The sequence below is a fragment of the Nonomuraea sp. NPDC049309 genome (assembly GCF_043196965.1).
GTDB lineage: Bacteria > Actinomycetota > Actinomycetes > Streptosporangiales > Streptosporangiaceae > Nonomuraea > Nonomuraea fastidiosa.
Genome location: NZ_JBICSH010000002.1, coordinates 1,450,369 through 1,475,388, shown reverse-complemented (window position 1 = coordinate 1,475,388; position 25,020 = coordinate 1,450,369). Strand labels below are relative to the sequence as shown.

The 25,020-nt window shown below is 69.9% G+C and carries 21 protein-coding genes, 1 rRNA gene, 1 pseudogene and 1 riboswitch; of the genes and pseudogenes, 12 read left to right on the top strand and 11 right to left on the bottom strand.

The features are described from left to right. Positions 1–74: ribosomal RNA gene (locus ACGFIM_RS20830) — 16S ribosomal RNA — on the bottom strand; the annotation flags it as partial. 529 nt (positions 75–603) lie between these two features. Here ACGFIM_RS20830 and ACGFIM_RS20825 point away from each other — a divergent pair. Together ACGFIM_RS20825 and mgrA are read left to right on the top strand one after the other, a co-directional pair. Continuing rightward, positions 604–2,718, top strand: a complete 2,115-nt coding sequence (locus tag ACGFIM_RS20825; protein ID WP_393202538.1) for a S9 family peptidase — start codon at positions 604–606, stop codon at positions 2,716–2,718. Next, on the top strand, positions 2,715–3,707 hold the full coding sequence (mgrA, locus tag ACGFIM_RS20820) for an L-glyceraldehyde 3-phosphate reductase (RefSeq protein ID WP_393202536.1): 993 nt from the start codon (positions 2,715–2,717) through the stop codon (positions 3,705–3,707). The genes ACGFIM_RS20825 and mgrA overlap by 4 nt, the downstream gene beginning before the upstream one ends. Before the next feature lie 10 nt (positions 3,708–3,717). Here mgrA and ACGFIM_RS20815 read toward each other — a convergent pair whose 3' ends face one another. Further along, complete coding sequence (locus ACGFIM_RS20815; protein ID WP_393202534.1) at positions 3,718–6,093, bottom strand: YbhN family protein; 2,376 nt, start codon at positions 6,091–6,093, stop codon at positions 3,718–3,720. A gap of 218 nt (positions 6,094–6,311) precedes the next feature. Between ACGFIM_RS20815 and ACGFIM_RS20810 the strand changes: the two genes are divergently transcribed. Next, a complete protein-coding gene (locus ACGFIM_RS20810) occupies positions 6,312–8,321 on the top strand; it encodes a molybdopterin-dependent oxidoreductase (protein ID WP_393202532.1) in 2,010 nt (669 codons plus the stop codon). Here the strand turns inward: ACGFIM_RS20810 and ACGFIM_RS20805 are convergent. Continuing rightward, complete coding sequence (locus ACGFIM_RS20805) at positions 8,308–8,760, bottom strand: GNAT family N-acetyltransferase (RefSeq protein WP_393202601.1); 453 nt, start codon at positions 8,758–8,760, stop codon at positions 8,308–8,310. The genes ACGFIM_RS20810 and ACGFIM_RS20805 overlap by 14 nt on opposite strands. Positions 8,761–8,820: 60 nt before the next feature. Next, positions 8,821–9,237 (bottom strand): annotated as a pseudogene (locus ACGFIM_RS20800) (GNAT family N-acetyltransferase); the annotation flags it as partial. A 67-nt stretch (positions 9,238–9,304) separates the two neighbouring features. On the opposite strand from ACGFIM_RS20800, the gene ACGFIM_RS20795 reads away from it, so the two are divergent. Beyond that, a complete protein-coding gene (locus ACGFIM_RS20795) occupies positions 9,305–9,766 on the top strand; it encodes a hypothetical protein (RefSeq protein WP_393202530.1) in 462 nt (153 codons plus the stop codon). A gap of 6 nt (positions 9,767–9,772) precedes the next feature. Here the strand turns inward: ACGFIM_RS20795 and ACGFIM_RS20790 are convergent, their stop codons facing one another. The 3 genes from ACGFIM_RS20790 to ACGFIM_RS20780 all read right to left on the bottom strand — a co-directional run bounded on the left by ACGFIM_RS20790 (position 9,773) and on the right by ACGFIM_RS20780 (position 11,424). Beyond that, the gene (locus ACGFIM_RS20790; RefSeq protein WP_393202528.1) at positions 9,773–10,159 is read right to left on the bottom strand and encodes a VOC family protein; all 387 of its coding nucleotides are present in this window, start codon (positions 10,157–10,159) and stop codon (positions 9,773–9,775) included. A gap of 32 nt (positions 10,160–10,191) precedes the next feature. Then, positions 10,192–10,506, bottom strand: a complete 315-nt coding sequence (locus ACGFIM_RS20785; protein WP_364063305.1) for a multidrug efflux SMR transporter — start codon at positions 10,504–10,506, stop codon at positions 10,192–10,194. A gap of 34 nt (positions 10,507–10,540) precedes the next feature. Next, a riboswitch (guanidine-III (ykkC-III) riboswitch) is annotated at positions 10,541–10,603 on the bottom strand. 23 nt (positions 10,604–10,626) lie between these two features. Then, positions 10,627–11,424, bottom strand: coding sequence for a class I SAM-dependent methyltransferase (locus ACGFIM_RS20780; protein WP_393202526.1), 798 nt, complete (start codon positions 11,422–11,424; stop codon positions 10,627–10,629). Positions 11,425–11,526: 102 nt separating this feature from the next. On the opposite strand from ACGFIM_RS20780, the gene ACGFIM_RS20775 reads away from it, so the two are divergent. Next, positions 11,527–13,332 carry an acyl-CoA dehydrogenase gene (locus ACGFIM_RS20775; RefSeq protein WP_393202524.1) on the top strand — a complete coding sequence of 602 codons (1,806 nt, stop codon included), beginning with the start codon at positions 11,527–11,529 and terminating at the stop codon, positions 13,330–13,332. A gap of 429 nt (positions 13,333–13,761) precedes the next feature. After that, complete coding sequence (locus tag ACGFIM_RS20770; protein WP_393202522.1) at positions 13,762–13,986, top strand: hypothetical protein; 225 nt, start codon at positions 13,762–13,764, stop codon at positions 13,984–13,986. A 16-nt stretch (positions 13,987–14,002) separates the two neighbouring features. Here the strand turns inward: ACGFIM_RS20770 and ACGFIM_RS20765 are convergent, their stop codons facing one another. From ACGFIM_RS20765 to pdhA, 4 genes are all read right to left on the bottom strand, one after another. Next, positions 14,003–14,296 carry a Dabb family protein gene (locus ACGFIM_RS20765; protein WP_393202520.1) on the bottom strand — a complete coding sequence of 98 codons (294 nt, stop codon included), beginning with the start codon at positions 14,294–14,296 and terminating at the stop codon, positions 14,003–14,005. Positions 14,297–14,410: 114 nt separating this feature from the next. Continuing rightward, complete coding sequence (locus tag ACGFIM_RS20760) at positions 14,411–15,877, bottom strand: dihydrolipoamide acetyltransferase family protein (protein WP_393202518.1); 1,467 nt, start codon at positions 15,875–15,877, stop codon at positions 14,411–14,413. Positions 15,878–15,886: 9 nt separating this feature from the next. Further along, positions 15,887–16,867: an alpha-ketoacid dehydrogenase subunit beta gene (locus ACGFIM_RS20755; RefSeq protein WP_393202516.1), complete on the bottom strand. Its 981-nt coding sequence runs from the start codon at positions 16,865–16,867 to the stop codon at positions 15,887–15,889. 42 nt (positions 16,868–16,909) lie between these two features. Continuing rightward, the gene (gene pdhA / locus ACGFIM_RS20750) at positions 16,910–18,001 is read right to left on the bottom strand and encodes a pyruvate dehydrogenase (acetyl-transferring) E1 component subunit alpha (RefSeq protein WP_393202514.1); all 1,092 of its coding nucleotides are present in this window, start codon (positions 17,999–18,001) and stop codon (positions 16,910–16,912) included. Positions 18,002–18,228: 227 nt separating this feature from the next. Here pdhA and purS point away from each other — a divergent pair, with 227 nt between their 5' ends. The 6 genes from purS (at position 18,229) to ACGFIM_RS20720 (ending at position 25,000) form a co-directional block, all read left to right on the top strand. Then, positions 18,229–18,474 carry a phosphoribosylformylglycinamidine synthase subunit PurS gene (purS, locus tag ACGFIM_RS20745; RefSeq protein WP_364063329.1) on the top strand — a complete coding sequence of 82 codons (246 nt, stop codon included), beginning with the start codon at positions 18,229–18,231 and terminating at the stop codon, positions 18,472–18,474. A gap of 221 nt (positions 18,475–18,695) precedes the next feature. After that, a complete protein-coding gene (locus tag ACGFIM_RS20740) occupies positions 18,696–19,085 on the top strand; it encodes an ATP-binding protein (RefSeq protein ID WP_393202511.1) in 390 nt (129 codons plus the stop codon). A gap of 134 nt (positions 19,086–19,219) precedes the next feature. Then, positions 19,220–19,900, top strand: a complete 681-nt coding sequence (purQ, locus tag ACGFIM_RS20735; protein ID WP_393202509.1) for a phosphoribosylformylglycinamidine synthase subunit PurQ — start codon at positions 19,220–19,222, stop codon at positions 19,898–19,900. Next, entirely contained in the window at positions 19,897–22,146 is a 2,250-nt protein-coding gene (gene purL / locus ACGFIM_RS20730) for a phosphoribosylformylglycinamidine synthase subunit PurL (RefSeq protein ID WP_393202507.1), read from the top strand. The genes purQ and purL overlap by 4 nt, the downstream gene beginning before the upstream one ends. A 121-nt stretch (positions 22,147–22,267) precedes the next feature. After that, the gene (locus ACGFIM_RS20725) at positions 22,268–24,292 is read left to right on the top strand and encodes an adenylate/guanylate cyclase domain-containing protein (protein WP_393202505.1); all 2,025 of its coding nucleotides are present in this window, start codon (positions 22,268–22,270) and stop codon (positions 24,290–24,292) included. Positions 24,293–24,337: 45 nt separating this feature from the next. Continuing rightward, positions 24,338–25,000, top strand: coding sequence for a Crp/Fnr family transcriptional regulator (locus ACGFIM_RS20720; RefSeq protein ID WP_393202503.1), 663 nt, complete (start codon positions 24,338–24,340; stop codon positions 24,998–25,000). Positions 25,001–25,020 lie beyond the last annotated feature (20 nt).

Genomic DNA, 25,020 nt, shown 5'->3' with positions numbered 1-25,020 from the left:
CCTTTCCGCTCGACTTGCATGTGTTAAGCACGCCGCCAGCGTTCGTCCTGAGCCAGGATCAAACTCTCCAAACAATGTCTGGAAAACAATCCCAGCCGACACCCGATCAAGGGTGTCAACTAAAAGGAATCCACGTCATGGAAACATGACGGGGTAATGCATCATGCACTGGCTTTTAGCACACTGTTGAGTTCTCAAGAAACGGACGCGTACATCCCCGACCGAAACCACTTCCGCGATCCCGGCGGCGGAGGCGTTCACTCCGTTCGTTTTGTTGTGACTTAATCTTTTCAGCCGCCCCGAGCCCTGTCAAATTGACCCGACCCGAACGACTTGCCAAGAATTAAGCCGCATCCCCTTTCGGAGACAACCCCTCTAACTTACCAGCCCTTCGACCGATCCGCGAATCGATCTCCGAACCAGCGCGTCACAGGGGATTACCGGCGATACCGGGCACACCACACCTACGTCACCGAAGTGAAGGAAGTGGGTTGTGCCGAACCGCGTCGGCTCTTAAAGATTAGCAGCGGCTCTCCACCGCTCGAGCCCGTTCTCCGGCATCTCCGGCAACAGAACGATCACAACCGAACATAGACTCCCCACGTGAGCAGCAACACGCCGCCAGTGGCGAAGAAGATCCCTACGGAGCGCACCCATCACGGCGACACCGTCATCGACGAGTACGCCTGGCTGAGCAACAAGGACGATCCCGACACCACCGCCTATCTGGAGGCGGAGAACGAATTCCTCAAGCAGGAGACCGCTCACCTGTCGGATCTTCAGGAGCAGGTGTTCCAGGAGATCAAGAGCCGCACCCAGGAGACCGACCTGTCGGTGCCCAGCCGCAAGGGCGCGTGGTGGTACTTCACACGTACGGAGGAGGGCAAGCAGTACGCGATCTCCTGCCGAGTCCCCGCCGACGGCGAGACGCCGCCGCAGATCACCCCCGGCGAGCGGCTCGACCAGGAGCAGGTGATCCTCGACGGCAACGAGCTGGCCGGCGACAGCGAGTTCTTCTCGATCGGCACCAGCTCGGTCTCCCCCGACGGCAAGATGCTCGCGTTCTCGACCGACTACAAGGGCGACGAGCGCTTCACGCTCAGGTTCAAGAACCTTGAGACGGGCGAGATCCTGCCCGACGAGATCACCGACATCTTCTACGGCGGCGCCTGGGCGGCCGACGCGTCGGCGTTCTTCTACACCCGGGTCGACGACGCCTGGCGCCCGTACCAGGTCTACCGCCACACCCTGGGCACCCAGGACGACGTGCTCGTCTACCAGGAGGACGACGAGCGCTTCTGGGTGGGCATCGGACTGACCCGCAGCGAGAAGTACCTCGTGCTCGGCGCGGGCAGCAAGATCACCAGCGAGGTGCGGATCCTCGACGCGAGCGACCCGGGCGGCGAGTTCACGGTCGTCAGGCCCCGGCAGACCGGCGTGGAGTACGGCGTCGAGCACGCCGGCGACTTCTTCTACATCCTGCACAACGAGAACGCCGAGAACTTCGAGCTGGCCACCGCGCCCCTCGACGACCCGGGCGTGTGGACGCCGCTCATCCCCCACCGGTCCGACACCAGGCTGCTGGAGATCGACGCGTTCTCCGACCACGCGGTGGTGCACTTCCGCCGCGAGGGACTGACGGGGCTGCGGATCCTGCCCTACCCGACGGACGACGCGGCTGACAACGCGGCGGACGACGCGAGCTGGCGCGAGCGGGTGGAGGCGGCCGTGCGCAACGCGTACGAGATCGACTTCCCCGAGCCGCTGTACGACGTCGGCCCGGCCGGCAACCCGCAGTTCACGACGCGGCGGCTGCGCCTTGCGTACACGAGCATGGTGACGCCGCCGAGCGTCTACGACTACGACCTCGACTCTCACGAGCTGATCCTGCTCAAGCAGCGCCCGGTGCTCGGCGGCTACGACCCGGCCGACTACGAGCAGGCCCGCGAGTGGGCCACGGCCGAGGACGGCACCAAGATCCCCATCTCGCTCGTCAAGCGCAAGGACGCGGCCACGCCCGCCCCCACCGTCCTGTACGGCTACGGCAGCTACGAGACCTCGATCGACCCGAGCTTCTCCGTGCCCCGGCTGTCGCTGCTCGACCGGGGGTTCATCTTCGCGATCGCCCACGTGCGCGGCGGCGGCGAGATGGGCAGGAGCTGGTACGAGCAGGGCAAGCTGACCCGCAAGCGCAACACGTTCACCGACTTCGTGGCGGTGGCCAGGCACATGAAGGCGGCCGGCCTGAGCAGCAAGATCGTGGCGCGTGGCGGCTCGGCGGGCGGCCTGCTGATGGGCGCGGCGACGAACCTGGCCCCCGAGGAGTTCGCGGGCGTGGTGGCCGAGGTGCCGTTCGTGGACGCGCTCAACACCATCCTCGATCCGTCGCTCCCGCTGACTGTGATCGAATGGGACGAGTGGGGCGACCCGCTCCACGACCCCGAGGTCTACCGGTACATGAAGAGCTACTCGCCGTACGAGAACGTGGACGGCAGGCCGTACCCGCCGATTCTGGCGATCACCAGCCTGAACGACACCCGCGTGCTCTACCACGAGCCGGCGAAGTGGATCGCGAAGCTGCGCGCCACGGCGAAGGGCGGGCCGTTCCTGCTGAAGACGGAGATGGGCGCGGGGCACGGCGGGCGCAGCGGACGGTACGACGCCTGGCGTGAAGAGGCGTTCGCGCTGTCCTGGATCATTGAGAAAGGCACGTCATGACGTATCAGGCCGACGAGCGGCGCTATGACCGGCAGCCGTACAACCGCAGCGGGCGCAGCGGGCTGAAGCTGCCGGCGGTGTCGCTGGGTCTGTGGCACAACTTCGGCGACAACCGGCCGATCGAGAACTCGCGGGCGATCCTGCGGCGGGCGTTCGACCTCGGGGTGACGCACTTCGACCTGGCCAACAACTACGGGGTCCCGTACGGGTCGGCGGAGAGCAACTTCGGGCGGATCCTGCGCGAGGACTTCCTGCCGTACCGGGACGAGCTGATCATCTCGACCAAGGCGGGCTTCGACATGTGGCCCGGACCGTACGGCGAGTGGGGCTCGCGCAAGTACGTGCTGGCCAGTCTGGACCAGTCGCTCAAGCGCATGGGCCTGGACTACGTGGACATCTTCTACAGTCACCGTCCCGACCCGGAGACGCCCCTGGAGGAGACCATGGGCGCGCTCGACCACGCGGTGCGCTCGGGCAAGGCGCTGTACGCGGGCATCTCCAACTACTCGGCCGAGCAGACGGCGCAGGCCGCGCGGATCATGCGCGAGCTGGGCACGCCGCTGCTCATCCACCAGCCGTCGTACTCGATGATCAACCGGTGGATCGAGGACGGGCTGCTGGACACGCTGGAGGAGGCGGGCATGGGCTGCATCGTCTACTCCCCGCTGGCGCAGGGCCTGCTGACCGACCGCTACCTCGACGGCGTGCCGGCCGACTCGCGGGCGGCGACCAGCCGGTTCCTGAGCGAGGACCAGATCGACCGCGACCTGGCCCGTGACCTCAACGAGATCGCGAAGACGCGGGGCCAGACGCTGGCGCAGATGGCGCTGTCGTGGACGCTGCGCGACTCGCGGGTGACGAGCGTGCTGATCGGGGCGAGCAGCGTCAAGCAGCTGGAGGACAACGTGGCGTGCGTGGACGGGCCCGCGTTCACGCAGGACGAGCTGGCGGCGATCGACAAGATCACCGAGTCCCGCCGCCGCAGCTGAGCGCGCGCGGTCAGAGGGCCTCGTGACGCTGCAGGTAGGTGAACGAGGCCCAGCCGGGCAGCACCGGCAGCCAGAACGTGAGCAGCCGGTAGAGCAGCACCGCCGAGGTGGCCAGCTCCTTCGGCACCCCGGCCAGCACGAGACCGCCGACCAGCGCCAGCTCGACCGCGCCCAGACCGCCCGGCGTGGGCGCGGCCGAGCCGATGGCGTTGGCGGTGAGGTAGACGACGGCCACGGCGGTGAAGCTGATGTCGTGGCCGAACGCGGCGATGCACGCGTCGAGGCAGAGCACGAACATCAGGGTGATCATGAGCGTGCCGGTGGCCGCCTCGATCATCTTGCGCGGCGACTGGAGCACGTCGAGCAGGCGCGGCAGCACGTTCGAGAACAGCTTGCTCAGCCGCCCGGTGATCAGGCGGCGCAGCGGCGGCACGCCGAGCACGACGACGACGAGCACCGCGACGCCGAGCAGCGCGAGCACGAGCCCCCGCGACGGCGTGAACGAGGTGGCGGTGCTGGAGCCGGTGATGTAGGCGAACAGCGCGAGCAGCCCGATGTGGAAGACCAGCATGATGAGCTGCGATGCCCCCACGCTGGCGACCGCGCTGGCCGGGTGGATGCCGCGCTTTTGCAGGTAGCGGGTGTTGATCGCGACGCCGCCCACCGCGGCCGGCGCGACGAGCTTGACGAACGACGACGCGAACTGCACGAGCACCGTGCGCCACAGCGGCAGGTGCTCGGGCACGAAGCCGCGCAGCATGAGCGCGGCGGCCACGAAGCTCATGAACGAGGCCACCAGCGCAAGGCCCGACCACGCCCAGTTGGCCGTGGTGACGACGTGGTAGACGTCGACCTGGCTGAGCTGGGAGAGCACGATGTAGGCGGCGATCGTGCTGGCGATGATCGTGATGAGCGTGCGGGGGCGGAAGCGTTCGAGGCGGATCTCCTCGACCTTGCTCTGCGGCTTGAGCGCGACGATCTGGTCGCGGATGCCGGGCAGCACGTGTTTGGCCTTGGCCAGCGCGGCGCGCGTCTCCCTGGTGAGCGCGATCTGCTGCAGCAGCGGCATGGCGGCGGCGAGGGCGTCGGGGCCCATGACGTCGGCCGCGGCGCGCACGGAGCGCTCGGGGCCGACGCGCAGCGCGAGGTAGGTGAGCAGCTGGGCGATGTCGAGCCTGAGCAGCAGGTCCCCCGCGGCGACCTCGCCGCTGCGGGCGTCGGTCAGCACGACGCGGCCGGCGGTGTCGAGGTGGATGCTGTCGCCGGTGAGCCTGCGGTGGGCGAGGCGCTGGATCTGCAGCAGCGCGACCTGCTCCCAGATCTGGTGGAGTAGCTGGTCGTCGATCTCCTCGTCGGGCACCTCGTCGAGCGGGCGGGTCTCGATGTGCTCGTAGGCGAGCAGCGCGGCCTCGGTGCCGATCTCGCTGGTGCCGAGCAGGCGCGGGGTGCTGGCACCTGCGGCCTGGGCGGCGTACGCCATGAGGGCCTCGCGTTCCAGCTCGGCGCGCAGCGACCGGATGGCGCGGCGGCGGGTCTCGGAGTTGAGCCTGATGCGCCGCCACAGCCGGTACGGCAGCCCGGCCACCTGCCGGTCGCGGTCGAGGACGGTGACGTCGAGGCTGGTGCCGTCTTTGAGCCCGACGGCGTAGCGGCGGCTGCCCTGGTGGTCGTCCTCGACGCGGCGGGCGGAGACCGGGGAGAACGACAGCTTGCGCAGGGCGGCCACGACGGCGCTGCCCGGCGGGCGGGTGTTGGGGCTGCCGACGCCGTAGAGGGTGGCGTAGCCGATGGCCATGCCGACCAGCACGGTGACGATGGCGCTCGGGAGGGTGATCTGGCGGCCGGAGAAGAAGGCCAGGATGTAGAGCGCGACGGTGGTCCACATCAGCATCCGCCAGGTGGGGCGGCGGGAGATGCGGACGGCGGTGGCGTACGCGACGACGGAGGTGAGCAGCGTGTTGAGCGGCTCGATCGTCCGGTCGCCGGTGAGCAGCACGCGCAGGTCCTCCATGGTGCCGCTGACGAGCCACTGGCCGAGCAGGAACGAGCCGGCCATGCCGACGATGGCGGCGATGAGCCCTTCGGCGACGCGCAGGCCGTCGCGGTGGAAGACGCGTTCGACCGCGAAGGCGACGGGCACGATGAGCACGGCCGCGCCGCCGAGGAAGGCGGCGATCCTGCTGAGCAGCGGCACCAGCTCGGCGCCCTCCTTGACGTCGGCCTCCAGGCCGATGAGCGTCTGCTTGGCGACGAGGGCGAGCAGGATGACCGCGCCGAGCACGATGAGCGTGGCGAAGAAGCGCAGCAGGTCGGAGGGGCGGCGCAGGCGCTGAGGCAGCAGCGGTTCTACGACGTAGACGTCGGTTTCCGCGCGTGACTCGGCCACGGCGGGATCCCCCTCCGTGAGGTCCTCCGTGTCATGTCGTTCCCTGATATCGGCCACCGACAGCGATTCTGCACCTTCCCGTGGCGGACCGTACGATCTCGAGGCCTTCACTGTGCCCGACCGTCCCCCCGCAGTCGTCGCAGGGGGCAGGCTACACGCTGCCCTTCCCCCGGTTCACCTTTAGATTCCTGTGCACGTGGCGACATAGGCTGTGTCGCATGTCGGGTGCATTGAGAGTATTGGGGGCCTGCCCGCTTGACTGCCCGGATACCTGTTCGTGGGTGGTCGGGGTGGAGGACGGCAAGGCCGTCACGTTGCGCGGCAACCCGGATCAGCCGTACACCAGGGGCGCGCTGTGCGTGAAGGTCAACCGTTACCTCGAGCAGACCCGCGCCGCCGACCGCATCCTCCATCCGCTGCGGCGCGTCGGGCCGAAGGGCTCCGGGCGGTTCGAGCGGATCACGTGGGACGAGGCGCTCGACGAGATCGCCACGCGGCTGCGCGCCATCGTGGACGAGCACGGCGGCGAGGCCATCTGGCCTTATCTCGGCACCGGCACCCTCGGCTACCTCCAGGGCTGCGAGGGCGTGGCGGGCCGGCGGTTCTGGAACGTGCTGGGCGCGTCCAAGCACTGGCTGAACATCTGCTCGGGCGCGGGTAACAGCGGCCTGCGCCGTACGAACGGCACCGCGGCCGGCATGGACCCCGAGGACTTCGCGAAGTCGAAGCTCATCCTGCTGTGGGGCACGAACACGCTGACCAGCGGCCACCACCTGTGGAAGTTCATCCAGCAGGCGCGCGCGGACGGCGCGTACGTGGTGGCCATCGACCCCATCCGCACCAGGACGGCCGACCAGGCGGACGAGTGGCTGCCGATCAGGCCGGGCACGGACGCGGCGCTGGCGCTCGGCCTGCTCAACGTCGTGCTGGCCGAGAACGCCCAGGACGACGCGTACCTGGAGGCCCACACCGAGGGCTGGGCGGAGTTCCGCGAGGAGATCCTGGCCCACCCGGTCGAGAAGGTGGCGGAGATCACCGGCATCCCGGCCGGGGACGTCCACAGGCTGGGGATGAGGCTGGCGCACACGCGTCCGACCGGGCTGCGCGCCACGCACGGGCTGCAGCGGCACAAGGGCGGCGGCACGGCGCTGCGGACGATCTCGGCGATCCCCTCGGTGACCGGCGACTGGCGCTACCAGGGCGGCGGCATGGCCTTCTCGACCAGCGATCACGTGCACCTCAACATCGACACCCGCGAGGACCTGCTGCCGGGCCCGGTGCGCACGCTGGTGATGACGAAGCTGGCCTCGCAGCTCGACGAGTCGGTGAAGTGCCTGTGGGTGTACGCGGCCAATCCGGTGGGCTCCTCCCCCGACTCGAACGCGATCAGGCGGCGCCTCATGCGCGAGGACCTGTTCACGGTCGTCATGGAGCACTTCCCCACGGACACGGTCGATTACGCCGACATCGTGCTGCCCGCGACGATGCAGACCGAGCACCACGACCTGCACGCCGGCTACGGGCACATGTACCTGATGTGGAACGAGAAGGCGGTGGAGCCGCCGGGCGAGTGCCTGTCGACGACGGAGACGTTCCGGCGGCTGGCGGCGCACATGGGGATGACCGAGCCGTCGCTGTACGACTCCGACCTGGAGCTGGCCGAGCAGCTGCTGAACAGCGGGCATCCCTCACTTGAGGGCATCACGCTCGACAGGCTCCGCAAGGAGGGCTGGGTGCGGATGAACTACCCCAAGCCCTTCACGCCGTTCGCCGACGGCTTCCCGACGCGGTCGGGCCGGATGCGCTTCCCGAAGAAGGGCGAGGCGTACGTGCCGCCGCACACGGCCGCCGCGGCGGACGGCTCGCCGTACCGGCTGCGGCTGGTGACGCCGGCCTCGCACACGTTCCTCAACACGACCTTCGGTAACAACCCGGAGCTGCGGCGGCGGGCCAAGGACCCGGTGGTGCTGGTCAACCGGGCCGACGCCGAGGCGCGGGGGCTGAAGGACGGCCAGCGGGTGCGCGTGTACAACGACGGCGGCGAGTTCCTGGCCGACGTGGAGATCAGCGACCGGGTGACGGCCGGCGTTGTCGCCTCGGCGAAGGGCCGCTGGCCCAAGCTCAGCCCCGGCGGCGCCAACCCCAACGCCGTCGTGGCCGAGCGGGACGCCGACATGGGGCGCGGCGCGGCCTTCCACGACAACCTGGTGGAGATCAGTCCAGCGTGAGCTTGTAGCCGACATGGGAGTCGGTGAAGCCGAGCGAGGCGTAGAAGCGGTGCGCGTCCGTACGTGTCTTGTCGGAGGTGAGCTGCACGAGGGCGCAGCCGCGTGCCCTGGCCCGGTCGATGGCCCAGGTGATCATCTTGCGGCCGAGTCCCTGCCCGCGCTCCGCGGCGGCGACCCTGACGGCCTCGATCTGGCAGCGCTCGGCGCCCAGGCGGGACAGCCCGGCGAGGTAGGTGAGCTGCATGGTGCCCACGACCTTGCCCTCGCGCTCGGCCACGATCAGCTCGTCGTAGGGGTTGGCGTCGATGCGCTCGAAGGCGGCGAGGTAGCGCTCGTCGCCGGGGTCGCCCTCGCGCTGCGCGCCGAGCGGGTCGTCGGCCAGCATGGCCACGATGGCGGGCACGTCCTCCTTGCGCGCCCGGCGGAAGATGAGCGACATCACCAGGTGGGACTCCATGAGCGAGGGGTTGGACGGCAGCGCCATGGTCTTGCCGCTCGGGGTGAAGCCCTTACGGGTGTACAGGGCGCGGGCGGCGTGGTTGGTGTCCACGACCCACAGGCCCATCTCCTCGGCCCCGGTGCTCCTGGCCCACTCCACGGCCGTGTCGACCAGCCGGGAGGCCACGCCCTGCCTCCTGGCCTCGGGGGCGACCCACATGGACAGCAGGTGGCCGTGCCTGCCCTCGTCTTCGAGCCGCACGCAGACCAGGCCGACGTCCTGGCCGCCGGATGTGGCCACCCAGTAGCGGGCGTCGGGGGCGGCCAGCCGCTCGGTCCACTTCTCCGGGGAGAACTCGACCTCCCTGGCGTACGAGGAACCGAACGCGTCGGGCGCGTCCCGCAGCGCGCGCAGCCGCACGTCGCGCAGCCGATCTTCGTCGCCGGGCCCGAGGGGAACAAGCCGAATGTCCGTCATGGCGCCATCATGTCAGGGACAGCTCAGGGTCCGCCCCCGATGCCTTTCGGCGGGGACGGACGGCAGCATGGCTGACATGAACGAAATAACTCGACGAGACGAGGTCTCGCTCTCGGCCGCCGCGCTGCGCGGCGCGCCATGGAAGACCGCCGCCATCACCGGCGGCGCGGTGGCCGCCGTCGGCCTGCTCTGGGACGCGGTCATCGGCGACGGCGGCGACCTGTCGTGGGCGCTGGGTCTCGGCATCGCCCTGTTCTCGCTGGTCGCCGCCATCGGCGCGGTGTCCAAGCCCGAGGAGGGCGACCGGGTCACCCGGCAGGCCAGGCACTGGTCGCTGCGGCACCCGTGGAAGTTCGCGCTCCTGCCCGCCGGCATCATGGCCGTGCTCGACTACCCCGTGCAGCTCGTGCTGGACGGCGAGGGGGTCTTCGGCGCCGGCTGGGACGCGCTGTGGAACGGCCTGCTCGTCTACCTCATCGCCGGCGTCGCGACGCTCTGCCTGCGGGGACGCGCGCGATCGGGTGGGTGACCCGCCCTAGTAGCCCGGAACTCCCTGCTCCTGCGGTGACCTGCACACGCAGAACTCGTTGCCCTCGGGGTCGAGCATGGTGACCCACCCGGTGCCGTCGGGATTGCGCAGATCCTGGTAGACGGTCGCTCCCAGCTCGATCAGCCGCTCGACCTCCTGGTCACGAGTCCTGCCCTCGGTGGCGTTGACGTCGAGGTGCAGCCGGTTCTTCACCGTCTTGCCCTCGGGCACCCTGATGAACAGCAGGTACGGGCCTTGCTTCGTGCGCAGCATCACCTCGTCGTCACCCGGCTTGTCGCCCTCGCCCAGAGGCAGCCCGGTGGCCTTGCTCCACCAGCTCGCGATCTCGTACGGCTCGGCCGCGTCGATGGTGACAGCATGAATCTCGATCATGGAGACACCCAATACCGACACCAGCAAAGCCGTCAAGCAAGTGTTCGCAGCCCGATGACGCCCGCCAGGATCAGGGCGATGCAGATCAGCCGGGCCGGTGACACCTGATCGCCCATGGCGATCATGCCGAGGATGGCCGTGCCGGCCGCGCCGACGCCGGTCCACACGGCGTACGCGGTGCCCACTTCCAGGCTCTTCAGCGCGTACGACAGCAGCCCGAAGCTCAGCACGGCGGTGACGGCGAACGACAGCGTCCACCACAGGTTGCTGAAACCGTTGCTGAGCTTGAGCGACAGGGCCATGGCGACCTCGAACAGGCCGGCCAGCACCAGGACGATCCACGCCATGATGGCTGCTCCCTCGATGACGATGACTGACTCGGGTGCGTCGTCTTGGCGTACCGGGTACGGCGCGTCTCGTCCGGGAGCCTCGTCGGCTCACTCAGGGCAACGTGGCCCCGCGTGCGATCATTCCCACCAGATGGTGACCCACCGGTCCCGCGGCAGGGGCCACATGCCCAGCTCGAGGACCGTCTCTGCGACCTCCTCCGCCCGCGACGGGTCGAGGCACACCCGTCGGCAGACGCTCTGGGCCAGCTCCTCCAGGGAGGTGAATCGTTCCAGGGGGGACTCCCGCTCCTCCACCTGGACGGGAAAGCCCATGGCCGCCGCCAGCGCCACGCAGTCCTCCGCGATGGGGCGCACCGGCCGGTCGACGCCGTGGAAATGCTGCCACAGCGGGGCCATCCAGCTCATGGGGTGGCGGTGCGGCAGCTCGATCACCACCCGTCCCTTGGTGTGCTCGTCGAGCGCGCGCAGGAAGGGCGCCAGGTCGGGGACGTTGTAGACGACGTGCGCGCAGATGGTGGCGTCGGCGACCGGCACCCGCTCCGCGACGTCTGGCCAGCGGCCCTCGACCGTGGTGACCGGCACGCCCAGCTTCTCCGCCCTGACCGTCAGGCCCTCGAGCATGGCGGCGGAGGTGTCGACGGCGTAGAGGTGGCCGATGCGCTCGTGCAGCGGCAGCGACGACGCGCCGGGCCCCGAGCCCACGTCGAGCAGCGTGCCGTTGTCGGGCAGCGCCTCCGACAGCCGGGTCATGGTGGGGCCGTCGTCGGGCTCGGCCAGCGCACGGTCCGTACGGGTGCCGAACCTCTCCGGCGAATGACTCCATGGGTCCGCGACGGCCTTGGCCAGGATCTCATCCGGAATCGCCCAGGATTCGAGTCGCTCTCGCCAGCGCGCGGCGAGTTCTTCGGCGTCCATGGAGACGAGCATGCCATGCATGCCGTGGGTTACCCGCGGGTAGCATTTCAGAGTAAGGTTACTGACCAGTACAGCAGCCTCGGTTCAAGGAGATCGACGCCCATGGGCCACTACAAGAGCAACGTGCGCGACTTGGAGTTCAACCTCTTCGAGGTCTTCGGGAGAGGCGAGATCCTCGGCACCGGGCGCTTCGCGGAGATCGACGAGGACGTCGTACGCTCCGTACTCGACGAGATGAACCGCCTTGCGACCGGCGTGCTCGCCGACTCCTTTGAAGAGGGCGACAGGAACCCGCCCGTGTTCGACGCGGCCACCGGCTCCGTGAAGCTCCCCGAGGGTTTCAAGAAGTCGTACAAGGCGCTGGTCGACGGCGGCTGGGCGAACCTCGACCTGCCCGCCGACCTGGGCGGCCCCGGCCTGCCGCGCAGCGTCGCCTGGGCCACCGCCGAGATGGTGCTCGGCGCCAACCCCGCGCTCTACATGTACGCGGCCGGGCCGAACTTCGCCTACACGCTGTGGCGGCTCGGCACCCCCGAGCAGAAGCGCTTCGCCGAGCTGGCCATCGAGCGCAACTGGGGCGCCACGATGGTGCTGACCGAGCCCGACGCCGGCTCCGACGTGGGCGCCGGCCGGACGAAGGCGATCAGGCAGCCCGACGGCAGCTGGCACATCGAGGGCGTCAAGCGCTTCATCACCAGCGCCGAGCACGACATGGCGGAGAACATCTTCCACCTCGTGCTGGCCCGCCCGGAGGGCCACGGCCCCGGCACCAAGGGCCTGTCGATGTTCCTCGTGCCGAAGTACCACGTGAACCTCGAGACCGGGGAGCTGGGCGAGCGCAACGGCGTCTACGTCACCAACGTCGAGAAGAAGATGGGCCTGAAGGTCTCCACGACCTGCGAGCTCACCTTCGGCGACAAGCACCCCGCGGTCGGCTGGCTGGTCGGCGAGGTGCACGAGGGCATCAAGCAGATGTTCATGGTCATCGAGCACGCCCGCATGATGGTCGGCACCAAGGCCATCGCGACGCTGTCCACCGGCTACCTCAACGCCCTGGAGTACGCCAAGGCCCGCGTGCAGGGCGCCGACCTGACCAAGAGCGCCGACAAGAGCGCGCCCCGGGTCACCATCACCCACCACCCCGACGTACGGCGCGAGCTGATGCTGCAGAAGGCTTACGTGGAGGGCATGCGCGCGCTCGTGCTCTACACCGCGACCTTCCAGGACGCCCTGCTCATCGACCCGGACGACCGGCACGCCCGCGAGATGAACGACCTGCTGCTGCCGGTGGTCAAGGGCGTGGGCTCCGAGCGGTCGTACGAGCTGCTCGCCCGCTCGCTGCAGACCCTGGGCGGCTCGGGCTACCTGCAGGACTACCCGATCGAGCAGTACATCCGCGACGCCAAGATCGACACCCTGTACGAGGGCACCACCGCGATCCAGGGCCAGGACCTGTTCTTCCGGAAGATCCTGCGCAACCAGGGCTCGGCCATCGGCAAGCTGCTCGCCGAGATCAACGCGTTCGCCGCCTCCGAGGCGGGCAACGGCCGGCTGAAGGAGGAGCGCAAGCTGCTCGCCGAGGCCGCCGCCGAGGTCAAGGCCATGGGCGACACGATGGCCGGCTGGGCGCTCGCCTCGCTGGAGAAGCCCGAGGAGGTCTACAAGGTCGGCCTGAACACGACCAGGTTCCTGCTCGCGCTCGGCGACCTGATCATCGGCTGGCTGCTGCAGCGCCAGGCCGAGGTCGCGCTGCAGAAGCTGTCCGGCGGCGAGGACCCGTTCTACCTCGGCAAGGTCGCCGCGGCGTCGTTCTTCGCCAAGACCGTGCTGCCCCGCCTGGCCGCCGAGCGCCGCAGCCTCGACTCCACCGGCCAGGAGCTGATGGAGCTGCCCGAGGCGGCCTTCTGAAGCCCCCTCCGCCCCACCTCCTGGCCGTGTCCCCGCGTGGGGCACGGCCAGGAGCGGCGGCACCCGCCGTTCCGGCGGCCTGCGCCGCGCGACCGAGCACCCCACGCACCTTCGACGTCATCCCCCCGATCCGGCCGCCCCGCCGTCAAGCCGCTCAATAGCGGGCGCGCCGCGCCTGCCACCGGCCATCTTCCTCTCGAAGCCACCACGCCTTCGAGGAGGCCACTCGAAAACGGGCGCCCCACGCGCCACCGGCCACCCCTCTCTCCCGGTCATCGCGCCTTCGAGGACGGCCGCTCGAAAACGGGCGCCGAGCAGGGGCGGGACGGGCCGGGTGAGGGCGGCCCGATCAAGCTTGATTGCGACGGGTGTGGTGAGCCTTACCCGGGTATGACGGTGGCTGTACGCGTCTTTTGCCTGGAGGTCGTCATGGGTGTCGGGGTAAGCATCTTCTTCCTCACGCTTGGCGCCATCCTGAGGTTCGCCATCGAACCCGACGTCTTCGGCCAGAGCGTGCACATGGACGTCATCGGCCTCATCTTCATGATCGTCGGCGGCGCCGGGATCGTGCTGAGCATCGTGCTGGCCCCTCGCCGGGGCAGCACGTCCGAAGGCCGGCTGATGCACCGCGAGAACCACCCGCCGGAGGTCTGAGACCCCAGGAGGCCGTTCAGAGACCGAGCTGGACGGCGGCGCGCGAGGCCACGATCGGCTTGATGCGCTCGGCGATGACCGCCTGGTGCTCCGGGTGGTCGCGGTAGACGAGGTAGTCGTCGACGCTGTCGAAGTCCGCCACTATCGCGAAGTCGTAGTTGCCCTGGTTGATGCCGGCGTCCTCGCCGTACGTGTACGACTTGATCTGCGGGATCAGGCCCGGCAGCGTCTTCAGCGCCTCGGACACCGCGGCCTTCTGCTCGTCGGTCGCGTCGTCGCTCCAGGTGAACAGCACGATGTGGCGAATCATGAAAGCCACTGTATCTGGAGGGGCCTTCGGAGACTCTGACGCGGTGGGTGCGGGTGTCCCCGCCGTACGGCGGTCGCCGGGAGAGGGGTCCTCCCGGCGGCCGTCGTACCGGCGTCAGCTCCAGGCGAGCATCCTGATCGGGTCCTCGAGCATCGCGCCCACGTCGCGCAGGAAGAGCGAGCCCAGCTCGCCGTCCACGATGCGGTGGTCGAACGACAGCGACAGCGTCGCCACCTTGCGCACGGCGAGCGCGCCGTCCACCACCCACGGCATGTCCCTGACCTGGCCGAAGGCGAGGATCGCGGCCTCGCCGGGGTTGATGATCGGGGTGCCGCCGTCCACGCCGAAGACGCCGACGTTCGTGATCGTGAACGTGCCGCCCGCCATCTCCGCCGGCTGCGTGCGGCCCGCCCTGGCCGTCTCCGTCAGCTCGGCCAGCCGCGCGGCCAGCTCGGGCAGCGACAGCTCGTGCGCGTCCTTGACGTTCGGCACCACCAGGCCGCGCGGGGTGGCGGCGGCGATCCCCAGGTTCACGTAGTGCTTGACCACGATCTCCTGAGCGTCCTCGTCCCACGAGGAGTTGATCATCGGGTGCCGGCCGATCGCCGTCAGCACCGCCCTGGCGACCAGCAGCAGCGGCGACACCTTGACCTGCGCGAACTCCGGCAGCTCGCGCAGGCGGCGCACGGCGTCCATGGTGGCCGTCATGTCCACCTGGAGGAACTCGGTGGCGTGCGGGGCGGTGAAGGCGCTGGCAACCATGGCCTGCGCGGTCATCTTGCGCACGCCCTTGATCGGGATGCGCTCCTCCCGCTGCTGGGCGGCCTTCGCCGCCGCCGGCTGCCGCTGCGTACGCGCCGCCGCCGCGGCATGGACGTCCTCGCGGGTGATCGAGCCCTGCGGGCCCGTGCCGGTCACCGTGGTGAGATCGACGCCGAGGTCCTTGGCGAGCTTGCGCACGGGGGGCTTGGCCAGCGGCCGCCCCTGACCTGAAGGCGCGGCGGGACCCGCGGCGGGCGCGGGGGCGGGCGGCCTGGCCGCGGCGGGCGGAGCCGGCGGCCTGGCCGCGATGGGCGGCGGCGGGCTGGAGGGCGGGGCGTCCAGGCCCACGCGGTCGGGGTTGGCCACCGGGTTCGTGGGCCGGCCCGGCGCGGCCTGCTTGCGCGGGCGGCGCTTGGTCGCGCCGGTCTTGACGCCGTAGCCGACCAGGACCGCCTGCCGCTCCTCCTTGGGCGCGGGGCTGCCGTGCACGCCCGGCTCGACCGCGCCCTCGGCGGGCGGCTGCGGCACCATGTCGTCGGCGGGCGCCGCGTCGGTGTCCGCTGCGGGAGCGCCGTCATCGCCCGCGGTGTCCACCGCGATGATCGGGTTGCCCACGTCGACCGTCTCGCCCTCGGCCGCCATGAGCCCGGCCACCACGCCGTCCCAGGGGATCGGCAGTTCGACGATGGACTTCGCCGTCTCGATCTCCACCACGATCTGATTGACCTTGACCTCGTCGCCGGGCTTGACGTGCCAGCGGACGATCTCCGCCTCCGTCAGGCCCTCGCCGACGTCGGGCAGCTTGAACTCGCGTCGCATGCAACCCCCTCAGTACCCGAAGGTCCGGTCGACGGCGTCGAGCACGCGGTCCAGGTCGGGCAGGTAGTGCTCCTCCAGCTTCGACGGCGGGTAGGGGGTGGAGAAGCCGCCGACGCGCAGCACGGGCGACTCCAGGTGATAGAAGCACTGCTCGGTGATCCTGGCCGCGAGCTCGCCCCCGAAGCCGCTGTAGACGGGCGCCTCGTGCACGACCACGACCCGGCCGGTGCGCCGCGCCGACTCCATGATCACCGGCTCGTCCAGCGGATTGAGCGAGCGCAGGTCGATGACCTCCAGCGAGCGCCCGTCGTCCTCGGCCGCCGCGGCGGCCTCCAGGCAGGTCTTCACCATGGGGCCGTAGGCCAGCAGCGTGGCGTCGGAGCCGGGGCGTACGACCTTGGCGGCGTGCAGCGGCGTCCACCAGTCGGTGGAGGAGGTGTCGATGTCGGCCTTCTCCCAGTAGCGCCGCTTGGGCTCGAAGAAGATCACCGGGTCGTCGCTGCGGATGGCCTGCTGGATCATCGTGTACGCGTCTGCGGGGTTGGAGCAGGCCACCACGCGCAGGCCGGCGGTGTGGGTGAAGTACGACTCCGGCGACTCGCTGTGGTGCTCGACCGCGCCGATGCCGCCGCCGCAGGGGATGCGGACGACGACGGGCAGCTTGATCGCGCCGAGCGAGCGCATCGGCATCTTGGCGAGCTGGGTGATGATCTGGTCGGCGGCGGGGAAGACGAACCCGTCGAACTGGATCTCGCACACCGGGCGGTAGCCGCGCAGCGCCAGGCCGATCGCGGTGCCGATGATGCCGGACTCGGCGAGCGGGGTGTCGATGACGCGGTCCTCGCCGAAGTCCTTCTGCAGCCCGTCGGTGACCCGGAACACGCCGCCCAGCTTGCCGACGTCCTCGCCCATGATGAGGACCTTGGGATCGTCCTCCATGGCCTTGCGCATGCCCTCGTTGAGCGCCTTGGACAGGCTGAGTACGGTCACGACGCCTCCTTCGCCCCGAAGCGGCCGGTGAATTCGCCTCGCTCAGTCACGGAACCCCTCCAGGTACGCGGCGAACTGGGAGCGCTCCTGGTCGATCAGGGCGTGGGGCTCGCTGTAGACGTGGTCGAAGATGGCGAGGGGCTCGGGGTCGGGCATGGCCAGGCACCGCCTGCGCAGGTCGGCGCCGAGCTGGTCGGCCTCGGCCTCGACGGAGTCGAAGAACGCCTGGTCGGCCTGCTCGGTCTTGAACAGGTACGACTTGACCCGCTCGATCGGGTCCTTGAGCTTCCACGCCTCCAGCTCGCTGGCGACCCGGTAGCGGGTGGGGTCGTCGGTGGTGGTGTGGGCGCCCATCCGGTACGTGAACGCCTCGATCAGCGTCGGCCCCTGGCCGGTGCGCGCCGCCTCCAGCGCCTTGCGCGTCACGGCGAGGCAGGCGAAGACGTCGTTGCCGTCCACCCGGACGCCGGGGAAGCCGAAGCCGGAGGCCCGCCGGTAGAGGGGGATGCGGGTCTGCTTCTCCAGCGGCTCGGAGATGGCCCACTGGTTGTTCTGGCAGAAGAACACGATCGGCGCGTTGAACACGCTGGCCCAGATGAACGACTCGTTGACGTCGCCCTGGGAGGTGGCGCCGTCGCCGAAGTAGACCATGGTGGCGGCGCTGGCGTCGTCGCGCTGGATGCCCATGGCGTAGCCGACCGCGTGGAGGGTCTGGCTGCCGATGACGATCGTGTACAGGTGGAAGTTGTGCTCCTTGGGGTCCCACCCGCCGTGGTTGACCCCTCTGAACAGGCCGAGGAGCTTCACCGGATCGACGCCGCGGCACCAGGCCACGCCGTGCTCGCGGTAGGTGGGGAAGGCCATGTCGGAGTCGGTCAGCGCGCGCCCCGAACCGATCTGCGCGGCCTCCTGGCCGAGCAGCGAGGCCCAGATGCCGAGCTCGCCCTGGCGTTGCAGGGCGACGGCCTCCAGGTCGATGCGCCGGACGAGGACCAGGTCGCGGTAGAGCGACCGGATCTCCTCGGAGGTCAGATCGATGTCGTAGTCGGGATGCTCGACCCGCTCTCCCTCGGGGGTGAGCAGCTGGACGAGCTCAGGAGGTGCGTCAGCACCACGAGAGGCGTCTTGTGTCACGTGCCACTCCTGTGGTCGGGGCCGGTCCGGGGGTGGGGTTGCCACCTTAGGCCAGCCTTCGTAGCGCCGAACCGGGAGGTGGAGGTTCGTGCGCTTTTGGGGCCATCGTGGCAGACATCACAGCCCTCCGCGCAAGCCCCTTGTCCTCCCCGTTCCCGTTGTGTCGGCAGGCACACGCGCCGGTAGGCTGTGCTTCCCATCCACCCACCGCTCCCAGGAGGAACGCAGTGGCCCGCGTCATCGTGGACGTCATGCTGAAGCCCGAGATCCTCGATCCGCAGGGCCAGGCGATCGCCAGGGCGCTGCCCAGGCTCGGCTTCTCCGGCGTCTCCGCCGTCCGCCAGGGCAAGCGCTTCGAGCTGGAGATCGAAGGCCCGGCCGACGAGGCGGCGCTCGCCGAAGTGCGCAAGATGGCCGAGACGTTGCTCGCCAACACCGTGATCGAGGACTACGTCGTCCGGGTTGAGGGGTAGAAGGCACATTTGGGGGCTGGATTTCCCCTGGGGTGGTTAAAGCCGGGTTCGGGCGTGCCACAATCCCACGGGCTTGCCAACAGTAAATAACAACAACGTGATTTTGCGGTTAGCCCCGTTTTCTCAGGGAAACCTACTCCAGGTGACATTCCGGAGCCCGGAGGAGTCCGGTGGATATTGAGTTCTCGTTGGCACTGCCTCGGGATGCGATCGGCATACCGATGGTCAGGCGAGTGCTAGGCGACGCCATGCGTTCACTCAACGTGAGCGAGACCTGCATCGCCGACATGCTGCTCGCCGTGTCCGAGGCGTGCTCCAACGCGGTCCGGCACGGAGGGCCGGCCAACCGCTACGAGGTGACGGCGGCGATCGGTGCCGGCCACTGCGACGTGCGCGTGGCCGACAACGGTGACGGGGTGCCGCAGATGCCTCCGCACTTTCCTCCTCCCGACACCGAGAACGGCCGCGGCCTGCTGATCATGCGTTCGGTCGTCGATGAGATCTCGTTCGGCGTCACGCCGGGCCGTGGCACCACGGTCCACTTGCGCAAGAACCTCTCCTGGGACGACGACGACGCCGAGGCGCGCCCCCGGGAGCTCGCCGCCGTGTGACCCGCCCCACCTGCGCGTACGTCCCGCGTCCGAGCCGATGCCGACCACCGGAGCGCACCCGATAACCTGGTGATACCGCCGAACCGCCCCGATGGGACGGTGGCGCGCGCATTCCTCCGGAGGGGACGACTGTCATGAGCGCTGCCCGTGTGGGCGTTGTCACGTTTCCCGGCACACTCGACGATCAGGACGCAGCCAGAGCCGTGCGCCTCGTGGGCGCGGAGGCCGTCCCGCTGTGGCACGCCGACCACGACCTGAAGGGAGTCGACGCGGTCTTCCTGCCCGGTGGCTTCTCCTACGGCGACTACCTGCGCTGCGGCGCCATCTCCCGGTTCGCGCCGATCATGGAGGAGCTGGTGCCCGCCGCCAAGGCGGGCCTGCCGGTCATCGGCACCTGCAACGGCTTCCAGATCCTCTGCGAGGCGCACCTGCTGCCCGGCGCGCTCACCCGCAACGCCTCGCTCCACTACGTCTGCCGTGACCAGCGGCTCAAGGTCGAGCAGACCGCGACGGCGTGGACCAACAGCTTCACGCAGGGCCAGGAGATCGTGCTGCCGATCAAGCACGGCGAGGGCCGCTACGTCGCATCCGACGACACGCTGGCCGCGCTGGAGGCGGGCGGCCACGTGGTCTTCCGCTACATCGGCAACCCCAACGGCTCGCTCAACGACATCGCCGGCATCCGCAACGAGGCCGGCAACATCGTCGGGCTCATGCCGCACCCCGAGCACGCCGTCGAGGAGCTGGTCGGCGCCCCGAGCACCGACGGCCTCGGCATCTTCACCTCCATCCTGAAGAACCTGGTGAACGCATGACTGACACCGTGCAGCGCGCGGCGCAGACCCCCGACGAGCCGATGCCCTTCGCCGAGCTGGGCATGAAGCAGGACGAGTACGACCGGGTCAAAGAGATCCTGGGCCGCCGTCCCACCGGCGCGGAGCTGGCCATCTACAGCGTCATGTGGTCCGAGCACTGCTCGTACAAGTCGTCCAAGGTCCATCTCAAGCAGTTCGCCACCAAGGCGCCCAAGTCCGAGGCGCTGCTGGTGGGCATGGGCGAGAACGCCGGCGTGGTCGACATCGGCGACGGCTGGGCGGCCACGTTCAAGATCGAGTCGCACAACCACCCCTCCTACGTCGAGCCGCACCAGGGCGCGGCCACCGGCGTCGGCGGCATCGTGCGCGACATCATGTCGATGGGCGCGCGCCCGATCGCCGTCATGGACGCGCTGCGCTTCGGCGGCGCCGATGCCCCCGACACCCGGCGCGTGCTGCCCGGCGTGGTCGAGGGCATCAGCAGCTACGGCAACTGCCTCGGGCTGCCCAACATCGGCGGCGAGGTCGCCTTCGACCCCTGTTACATCGGCAACCCGCTGGTCAACGCGCTGTGCGTGGGCCTGCTCCGCAAGGACCAGATCAAGCTCGCCACCGCCCCGGGGCCGGGCAACAAGGTCGTGCTGTTCGGCGCGGCCACCGGCCCCGACGGCATCGGCGGCGCGTCGGTGCTGGCCAGCGCCACGTTCGAGGACGAGTCGCAGGCCAAGCGGCCCGCCGTGCAGGTCGGCGACCCGTTCATGGAGAAGCTGCTCATCGAGTGCTGCCTGGAGCTGTACGCCGCCGACGTCGTGGTCGGCATCCAGGACCTCGGCGCGGCCGGCGTCTCCTGCGCCACCACCGAGCTGGCCGCCAAGGGCACCGGCGGCATGACCGTCGACCTCAACCTCGTCCCGCTCCGCGACCCCTCGCTCCGGCCCGAGGAGATCCTCATGAGCGAGTCGCAGGAGCGCATGATGGCCGTGGTCCGGCCCGACGACATCCCGGCGTTTATGGCGATCTGCGCCAAGTGGGACGTCCCGGCCACCGTCATCGGCGAGGTCACCGACACCGGCAGGCTCGTCATGACCTGGGACGGCGAGGTCATCGTCGACATCCCGCCGGGCACGGCGGCCGACGACGGGCCGGTCTACGAGCGGCCGTTCCACGAGCCCGCCGGGCAGGCGGCGCTCAACGCCGACACCCCCGACCGGCTGCCCCGCCCGACCGACCTGCGGCACACGCTGCTGCAGCTCCTCGGCTCGCCGAACCTCGCCTCCAAGGCGTGGGTGACCGACCAGTACGACCGCTACGTGCGCTCCAACACCGTGCTGGCCCAGCCGGCCGACGCGGGCATGCTGCGCATCTCCGAGGCCATCGCGGGCGCCGAGCCGACCACCCGGGGCATCGCGCTGTCCACCGACGGCAACGGCCGCTACGCCAAGCTCGACCCGTACGCGGGGGCGCAGCTCGCGCTGGCCGAGGCGTACCGCAACGTCGCCGTCACCGGCGCGAAGCCGCTCGCCGTCACCAACTGCCTCAACTTCGGCTCCCCCGAGGACCCCGAGGTGATGTGGCAGTTCGCCGAGGCCGTGCGGGGGCTCGCCGACGCCTGCAAGGCCCTCGGCGTGCCGGTGACCGGCGGCAACGTCTCCTTCTACAACCAGACCGGCTCGACCGCCATCCACCCGACGCCGGTGGTGGGCGTGCTCGGCGTCATCGAGGACGTCGCCAAGCGGGTGCCCACCGGGTTCGTCGCCGAGGGGCTGAAGGTCGTGCTGCTGGGCGACACCCGCGAGGAGTTCGGCGGCTCGGAGTGGGCCCACGTCGTCCACGGCCACCTGGGCGGGCTGCCGCCGCAGGCCGACCTGGAGGCCGAGGAGGCGCTCGGCACCGTGCTGGTCGAGGCGGCGCGGCGCGGGCTGCTCGCCGGCTCCCACGACCTGTCCGACGGCGGTCTGGCCATCGCGCTCGCCGAGTCGTGCCTGGCCAAGGGCATCGGCGCGACCGTCGAGCTGACCGGCGACCCGTTCACCGACCTGTTCAGCGAGTCGGCGGCGCGGGCGCTGGTCGTGGTGCGGCCCGAGGCGTACGACGAGCTGGCCTCCCTGTGCGGCCGGCACGACGTGCCGTGCTACGGGCTCGGCGAGACCGGCGGCTCGTCGCTGGTCGTCAAGGACGTGTTCGAGGTGCCGGTCGAGGAGCTCCGGGAGACGCACACCGCGACGCTTCCCGCGCTGTTCGGCTGACGCGACGACTTTTCTGAGGGCCGGTACGGATATCCGTACCGGCCCTTTTCCTCTGCCGGTGCTTTTCCGGGTGAGTAAAACGACGCAGTAGCGGCAGCGGGTGCGCGTGGATAATCGGTCTGTGTCGACCCCCGATCCGGCGTCCTATCTCCCACCGGCCACCCAGCCCGTACGCGGCGTGGTCTGGGGCGTCCACCTGGCGCTGCCGATGCTCGGTCTGTGGCTGCTGCTGGCCAACGACCACCTCAACATCCCGTGGCAGCACAACCCGAGCCACTTCTGGCTGATCCTGCTGGTCGCCGGTGTGAACCTCGTGCTCGGGGTGCTCATCAGCGAGGCCTCGCGGCGGCGCGGCGACGCCCGGCTGTTCCTGGTGTCCATGGTGTTCATCACCAACGCCGGCTTCTTCTTCCTGCACGGCCTGGCCACCCCGAAGGTGATCCTGCCGGCCGGCTCGGTCGGCTTCGACGCGGGGCAGCAGCTCGGGCTGTCGATCGCGGCGGTGTTCGCGTTCGTCTCCGCGCTGCCGCTCGGCGAGCGGGTCGCGACGGCGGTGCTGTCGTGGCAGCACTTCGTCCGCGGCGCGCTGCTCGGCGTCATGGCGCTGTGGGGCGTGGTGTCGCTGGTGCCCGGCCTGACCGCGGTGAGCGAGCCGCCCGAGGTCTCGCCGATCGGCTGGCTGATGTGGGGCTCGGTGCCGGGCCTGCTGCTGTACTCGGCCGCGGCGGTGATGATGTTCCTGCTGCACCGGCGGCGCCCCTCGGCCATGCTGATCAGTTTGATCACCGCGTACGCGCTGCTCGCCGAGTCGATGGTGGCCGGGATGTCGCAGCTCAACTGGCACCTGTCGTGGTGGGAGTGGCACCTGCTGCTGACACTGGCGTTCGGGTTCGTGGCCTACAGCGCCTACCTGCAGTTCCGGCGCGAGGGATCGAGCGCGGGGCTGTTCGACTCGGTGGCGCTGTCGGAGACCGTGGCCCGCATCAGGCGCGACTACGACCAGGCGCTGGAGGAGCTGGTCGAGCACGTGCGCAAGGGCGAGCCGCTGGCCGCGGCCCGGCTGTCGGGCAAGTTCCGGCTCAACGAGGGCCAGGTGGCGGTGCTCGACCGGGCCGGGCGGGCGCTTGCGGAGGAGCGCGAGGTGTCGCAGCGGCTGTCGGCGCTGGTGGACGTGAGCGTCAAGACGCGGGTGGGCCTGCCGGAGGACGAGCTGCTGACGGCCTCGCTGGAGCGGGTGCGGCAGGCGTACGGTGATGTGAAGATCGCGCTGGTGGCCGACGGCAAGACGCAGATCGGCTCGCGCGCGTACGCCTTCGTGGGCGACGACCCGATCAGGCGCGACGGGCTGCTGGCCTTCCCGCTGACCGTCAAGGGCCACCTGGCGGGCGTGCTGGAGGTGCCGACCGGGCGTACCAGCCAGGACGAGGCGCTGGCCGCGACGCTCGCCGGGCAGCTGTCGATCGCGCTGGAGAACGCCCGGCTCTACCGGGAGCTGCACACGCTGTTCCACCAGTACATGTCGCCGGACGTGGCGCATGCGCTGCTCGCCGACCCGGCGCAGGCGGAGCTGGGCGGCGAGGTGAGGGAGCTGACCGCGCTCTTCGCCGACCTCAAGGGCTTCACGACGTTCTCGGAGAAGGTGACGCCCGGCGAGATCGTCGACATGCTCAACCGCTACCACACGGCCGCCGTGCCCTGCATTCTCCGCAACGGCGGCACGATCGTGCAGTTCGTGGGAGACGCACTGCTCGCGCTGTTCAACGCGCCGGCCACGCAGCCCGGCCATGCGCGGGCGGCCTGCAAGGCGGCACTGGAGATGCAGCGGGCCGCCGCCGAGGTGGCCGAGGAGATGGCCGGGCAGCGCTCGGACGGCGTGGAGTGGCCGACGTTCCGGGTGGGCGTCAACACCGGGCCCGCGCTGGTGGGCAACATCGGCAGCCCCGAGCTGCGCGGCTTCAACGCGATGGGCGACTGCGTGAACGTGGCCGCCCGGCTGCAGGCGATCGCCGAGCCCGGCACGGTGGTGATCGGCGAGGCGACGTACCTGCGGCTCGGAGATGACGCCTCGGTGAGCTCCCTGGGCGCGCTCAGCCTGAAGGGCAAGGAAGAGCCGGTGAGCGCGTACGTGCTGAAGGGTTTCGGCTAGAAGATCGGCATAGAAGCGGGGTCCGGTTGCCGCCATAATCAGCGCATGGCCCCCGAACCTGGCGAGTTCCTCACGCTGCTGACCGACGAGGAGGTCGCCTCGCTCAAAGCGGCCGGCCGCCTGCGGCGGTGGGACCGCGGCACGACCATCATGACCGAGGGCGACACGTCCGACTGGGTCCTCGTGCTGCTGGACGGCCGGGTGAAGTGCTCGTCGCACACGAGCGCGGGCACGGAGGTGGTGCTGGCCGTGCGCGGCCCCGGCGCGCTCATCGGCGAGCTGTCGGCCATCGACGGCTCGCCCCGCTCGACCACGGTCACCGCGCTCGAACCGATCTCCGGGATCGTCGTCCGCGACTTCGTCTCGTTCCTGGAGTCCCACGGACGCGTCGCGGTGCTGCTCATGCGGCAGATCAGCGCCAAGCTTCGCGACTCCGACAGAAAGCGCATCGAGTACGGCGCCTTCGACACCACCGGCAGGGTCGCCACCCGGCTGATCGAGCTGGCCGAGCGCTACGGCGAGAAGACCGCCGAGGGCGTGCGGGTGGCGCTGCCGCTCTCACAGGACGAGCTGGCCGGCTGGACCGGCGCCTCCCGCGAGGCCGTCAGCAAGGCGCTGCGCGCGCTGCGCGACCGGGGGCTGATCGAGACCGGCAGGCGGCGGGTGGTCATCCACGACGTGGAGGGTCTGCGCAAGCACGCCAGATGACGACATTCCACGACGTACGA

What these genes read in the sequence shown, in the direction of transcription:
- purQ (WP_393202509.1), top strand. Translation starts at nt 19,220, where the DNA reads ATGAGCGCTGCCCGTGTGGGCGTTGTCACGTTTCCCGGCACACTCGAC.
- ACGFIM_RS20805 (WP_393202601.1), bottom strand. Translation starts at nt 8,760, where the DNA reads ATGTCGCTCATCTTCCGCCGGGCGCGCAAGGAGGACGTGCCCGCCATC.
- ACGFIM_RS20770 (WP_393202522.1), top strand. Translation starts at nt 13,762, where the DNA reads ATGGGTGTCGGGGTAAGCATCTTCTTCCTCACGCTTGGCGCCATCCTG.
- mgrA (WP_393202536.1), top strand. Translation starts at nt 2,715, where the DNA reads ATGACGTATCAGGCCGACGAGCGGCGCTATGACCGGCAGCCGTACAAC.
- ACGFIM_RS20765 (WP_393202520.1), bottom strand. Translation starts at nt 14,296, where the DNA reads ATGATTCGCCACATCGTGCTGTTCACCTGGAGCGACGACGCGACCGAC.
- ACGFIM_RS20720 (WP_393202503.1), top strand. Translation starts at nt 24,338, where the DNA reads ATGGCCCCCGAACCTGGCGAGTTCCTCACGCTGCTGACCGACGAGGAG.
- ACGFIM_RS20740 (WP_393202511.1), top strand. Translation starts at nt 18,696, where the DNA reads ATGGTCAGGCGAGTGCTAGGCGACGCCATGCGTTCACTCAACGTGAGC.
- ACGFIM_RS20810 (WP_393202532.1), top strand. Translation starts at nt 6,312, where the DNA reads ATGTCGGGTGCATTGAGAGTATTGGGGGCCTGCCCGCTTGACTGCCCG.
- ACGFIM_RS20760 (WP_393202518.1), bottom strand. Translation starts at nt 15,877, where the DNA reads ATGCGACGCGAGTTCAAGCTGCCCGACGTCGGCGAGGGCCTGACGGAG.
- ACGFIM_RS20780 (WP_393202526.1), bottom strand. Translation starts at nt 11,424, where the DNA reads ATGGACGCCGAAGAACTCGCCGCGCGCTGGCGAGAGCGACTCGAATCC.
- ACGFIM_RS20795 (WP_393202530.1), top strand. Translation starts at nt 9,305, where the DNA reads ATGGCTGACATGAACGAAATAACTCGACGAGACGAGGTCTCGCTCTCG.
- purL (WP_393202507.1), top strand. Translation starts at nt 19,897, where the DNA reads ATGACTGACACCGTGCAGCGCGCGGCGCAGACCCCCGACGAGCCGATG.
- ACGFIM_RS20775 (WP_393202524.1), top strand. Translation starts at nt 11,527, where the DNA reads ATGGGCCACTACAAGAGCAACGTGCGCGACTTGGAGTTCAACCTCTTC.
- ACGFIM_RS20785 (WP_364063305.1), bottom strand. Translation starts at nt 10,506, where the DNA reads ATGGCGTGGATCGTCCTGGTGCTGGCCGGCCTGTTCGAGGTCGCCATG.
- ACGFIM_RS20790 (WP_393202528.1), bottom strand. Translation starts at nt 10,159, where the DNA reads ATGATCGAGATTCATGCTGTCACCATCGACGCGGCCGAGCCGTACGAG.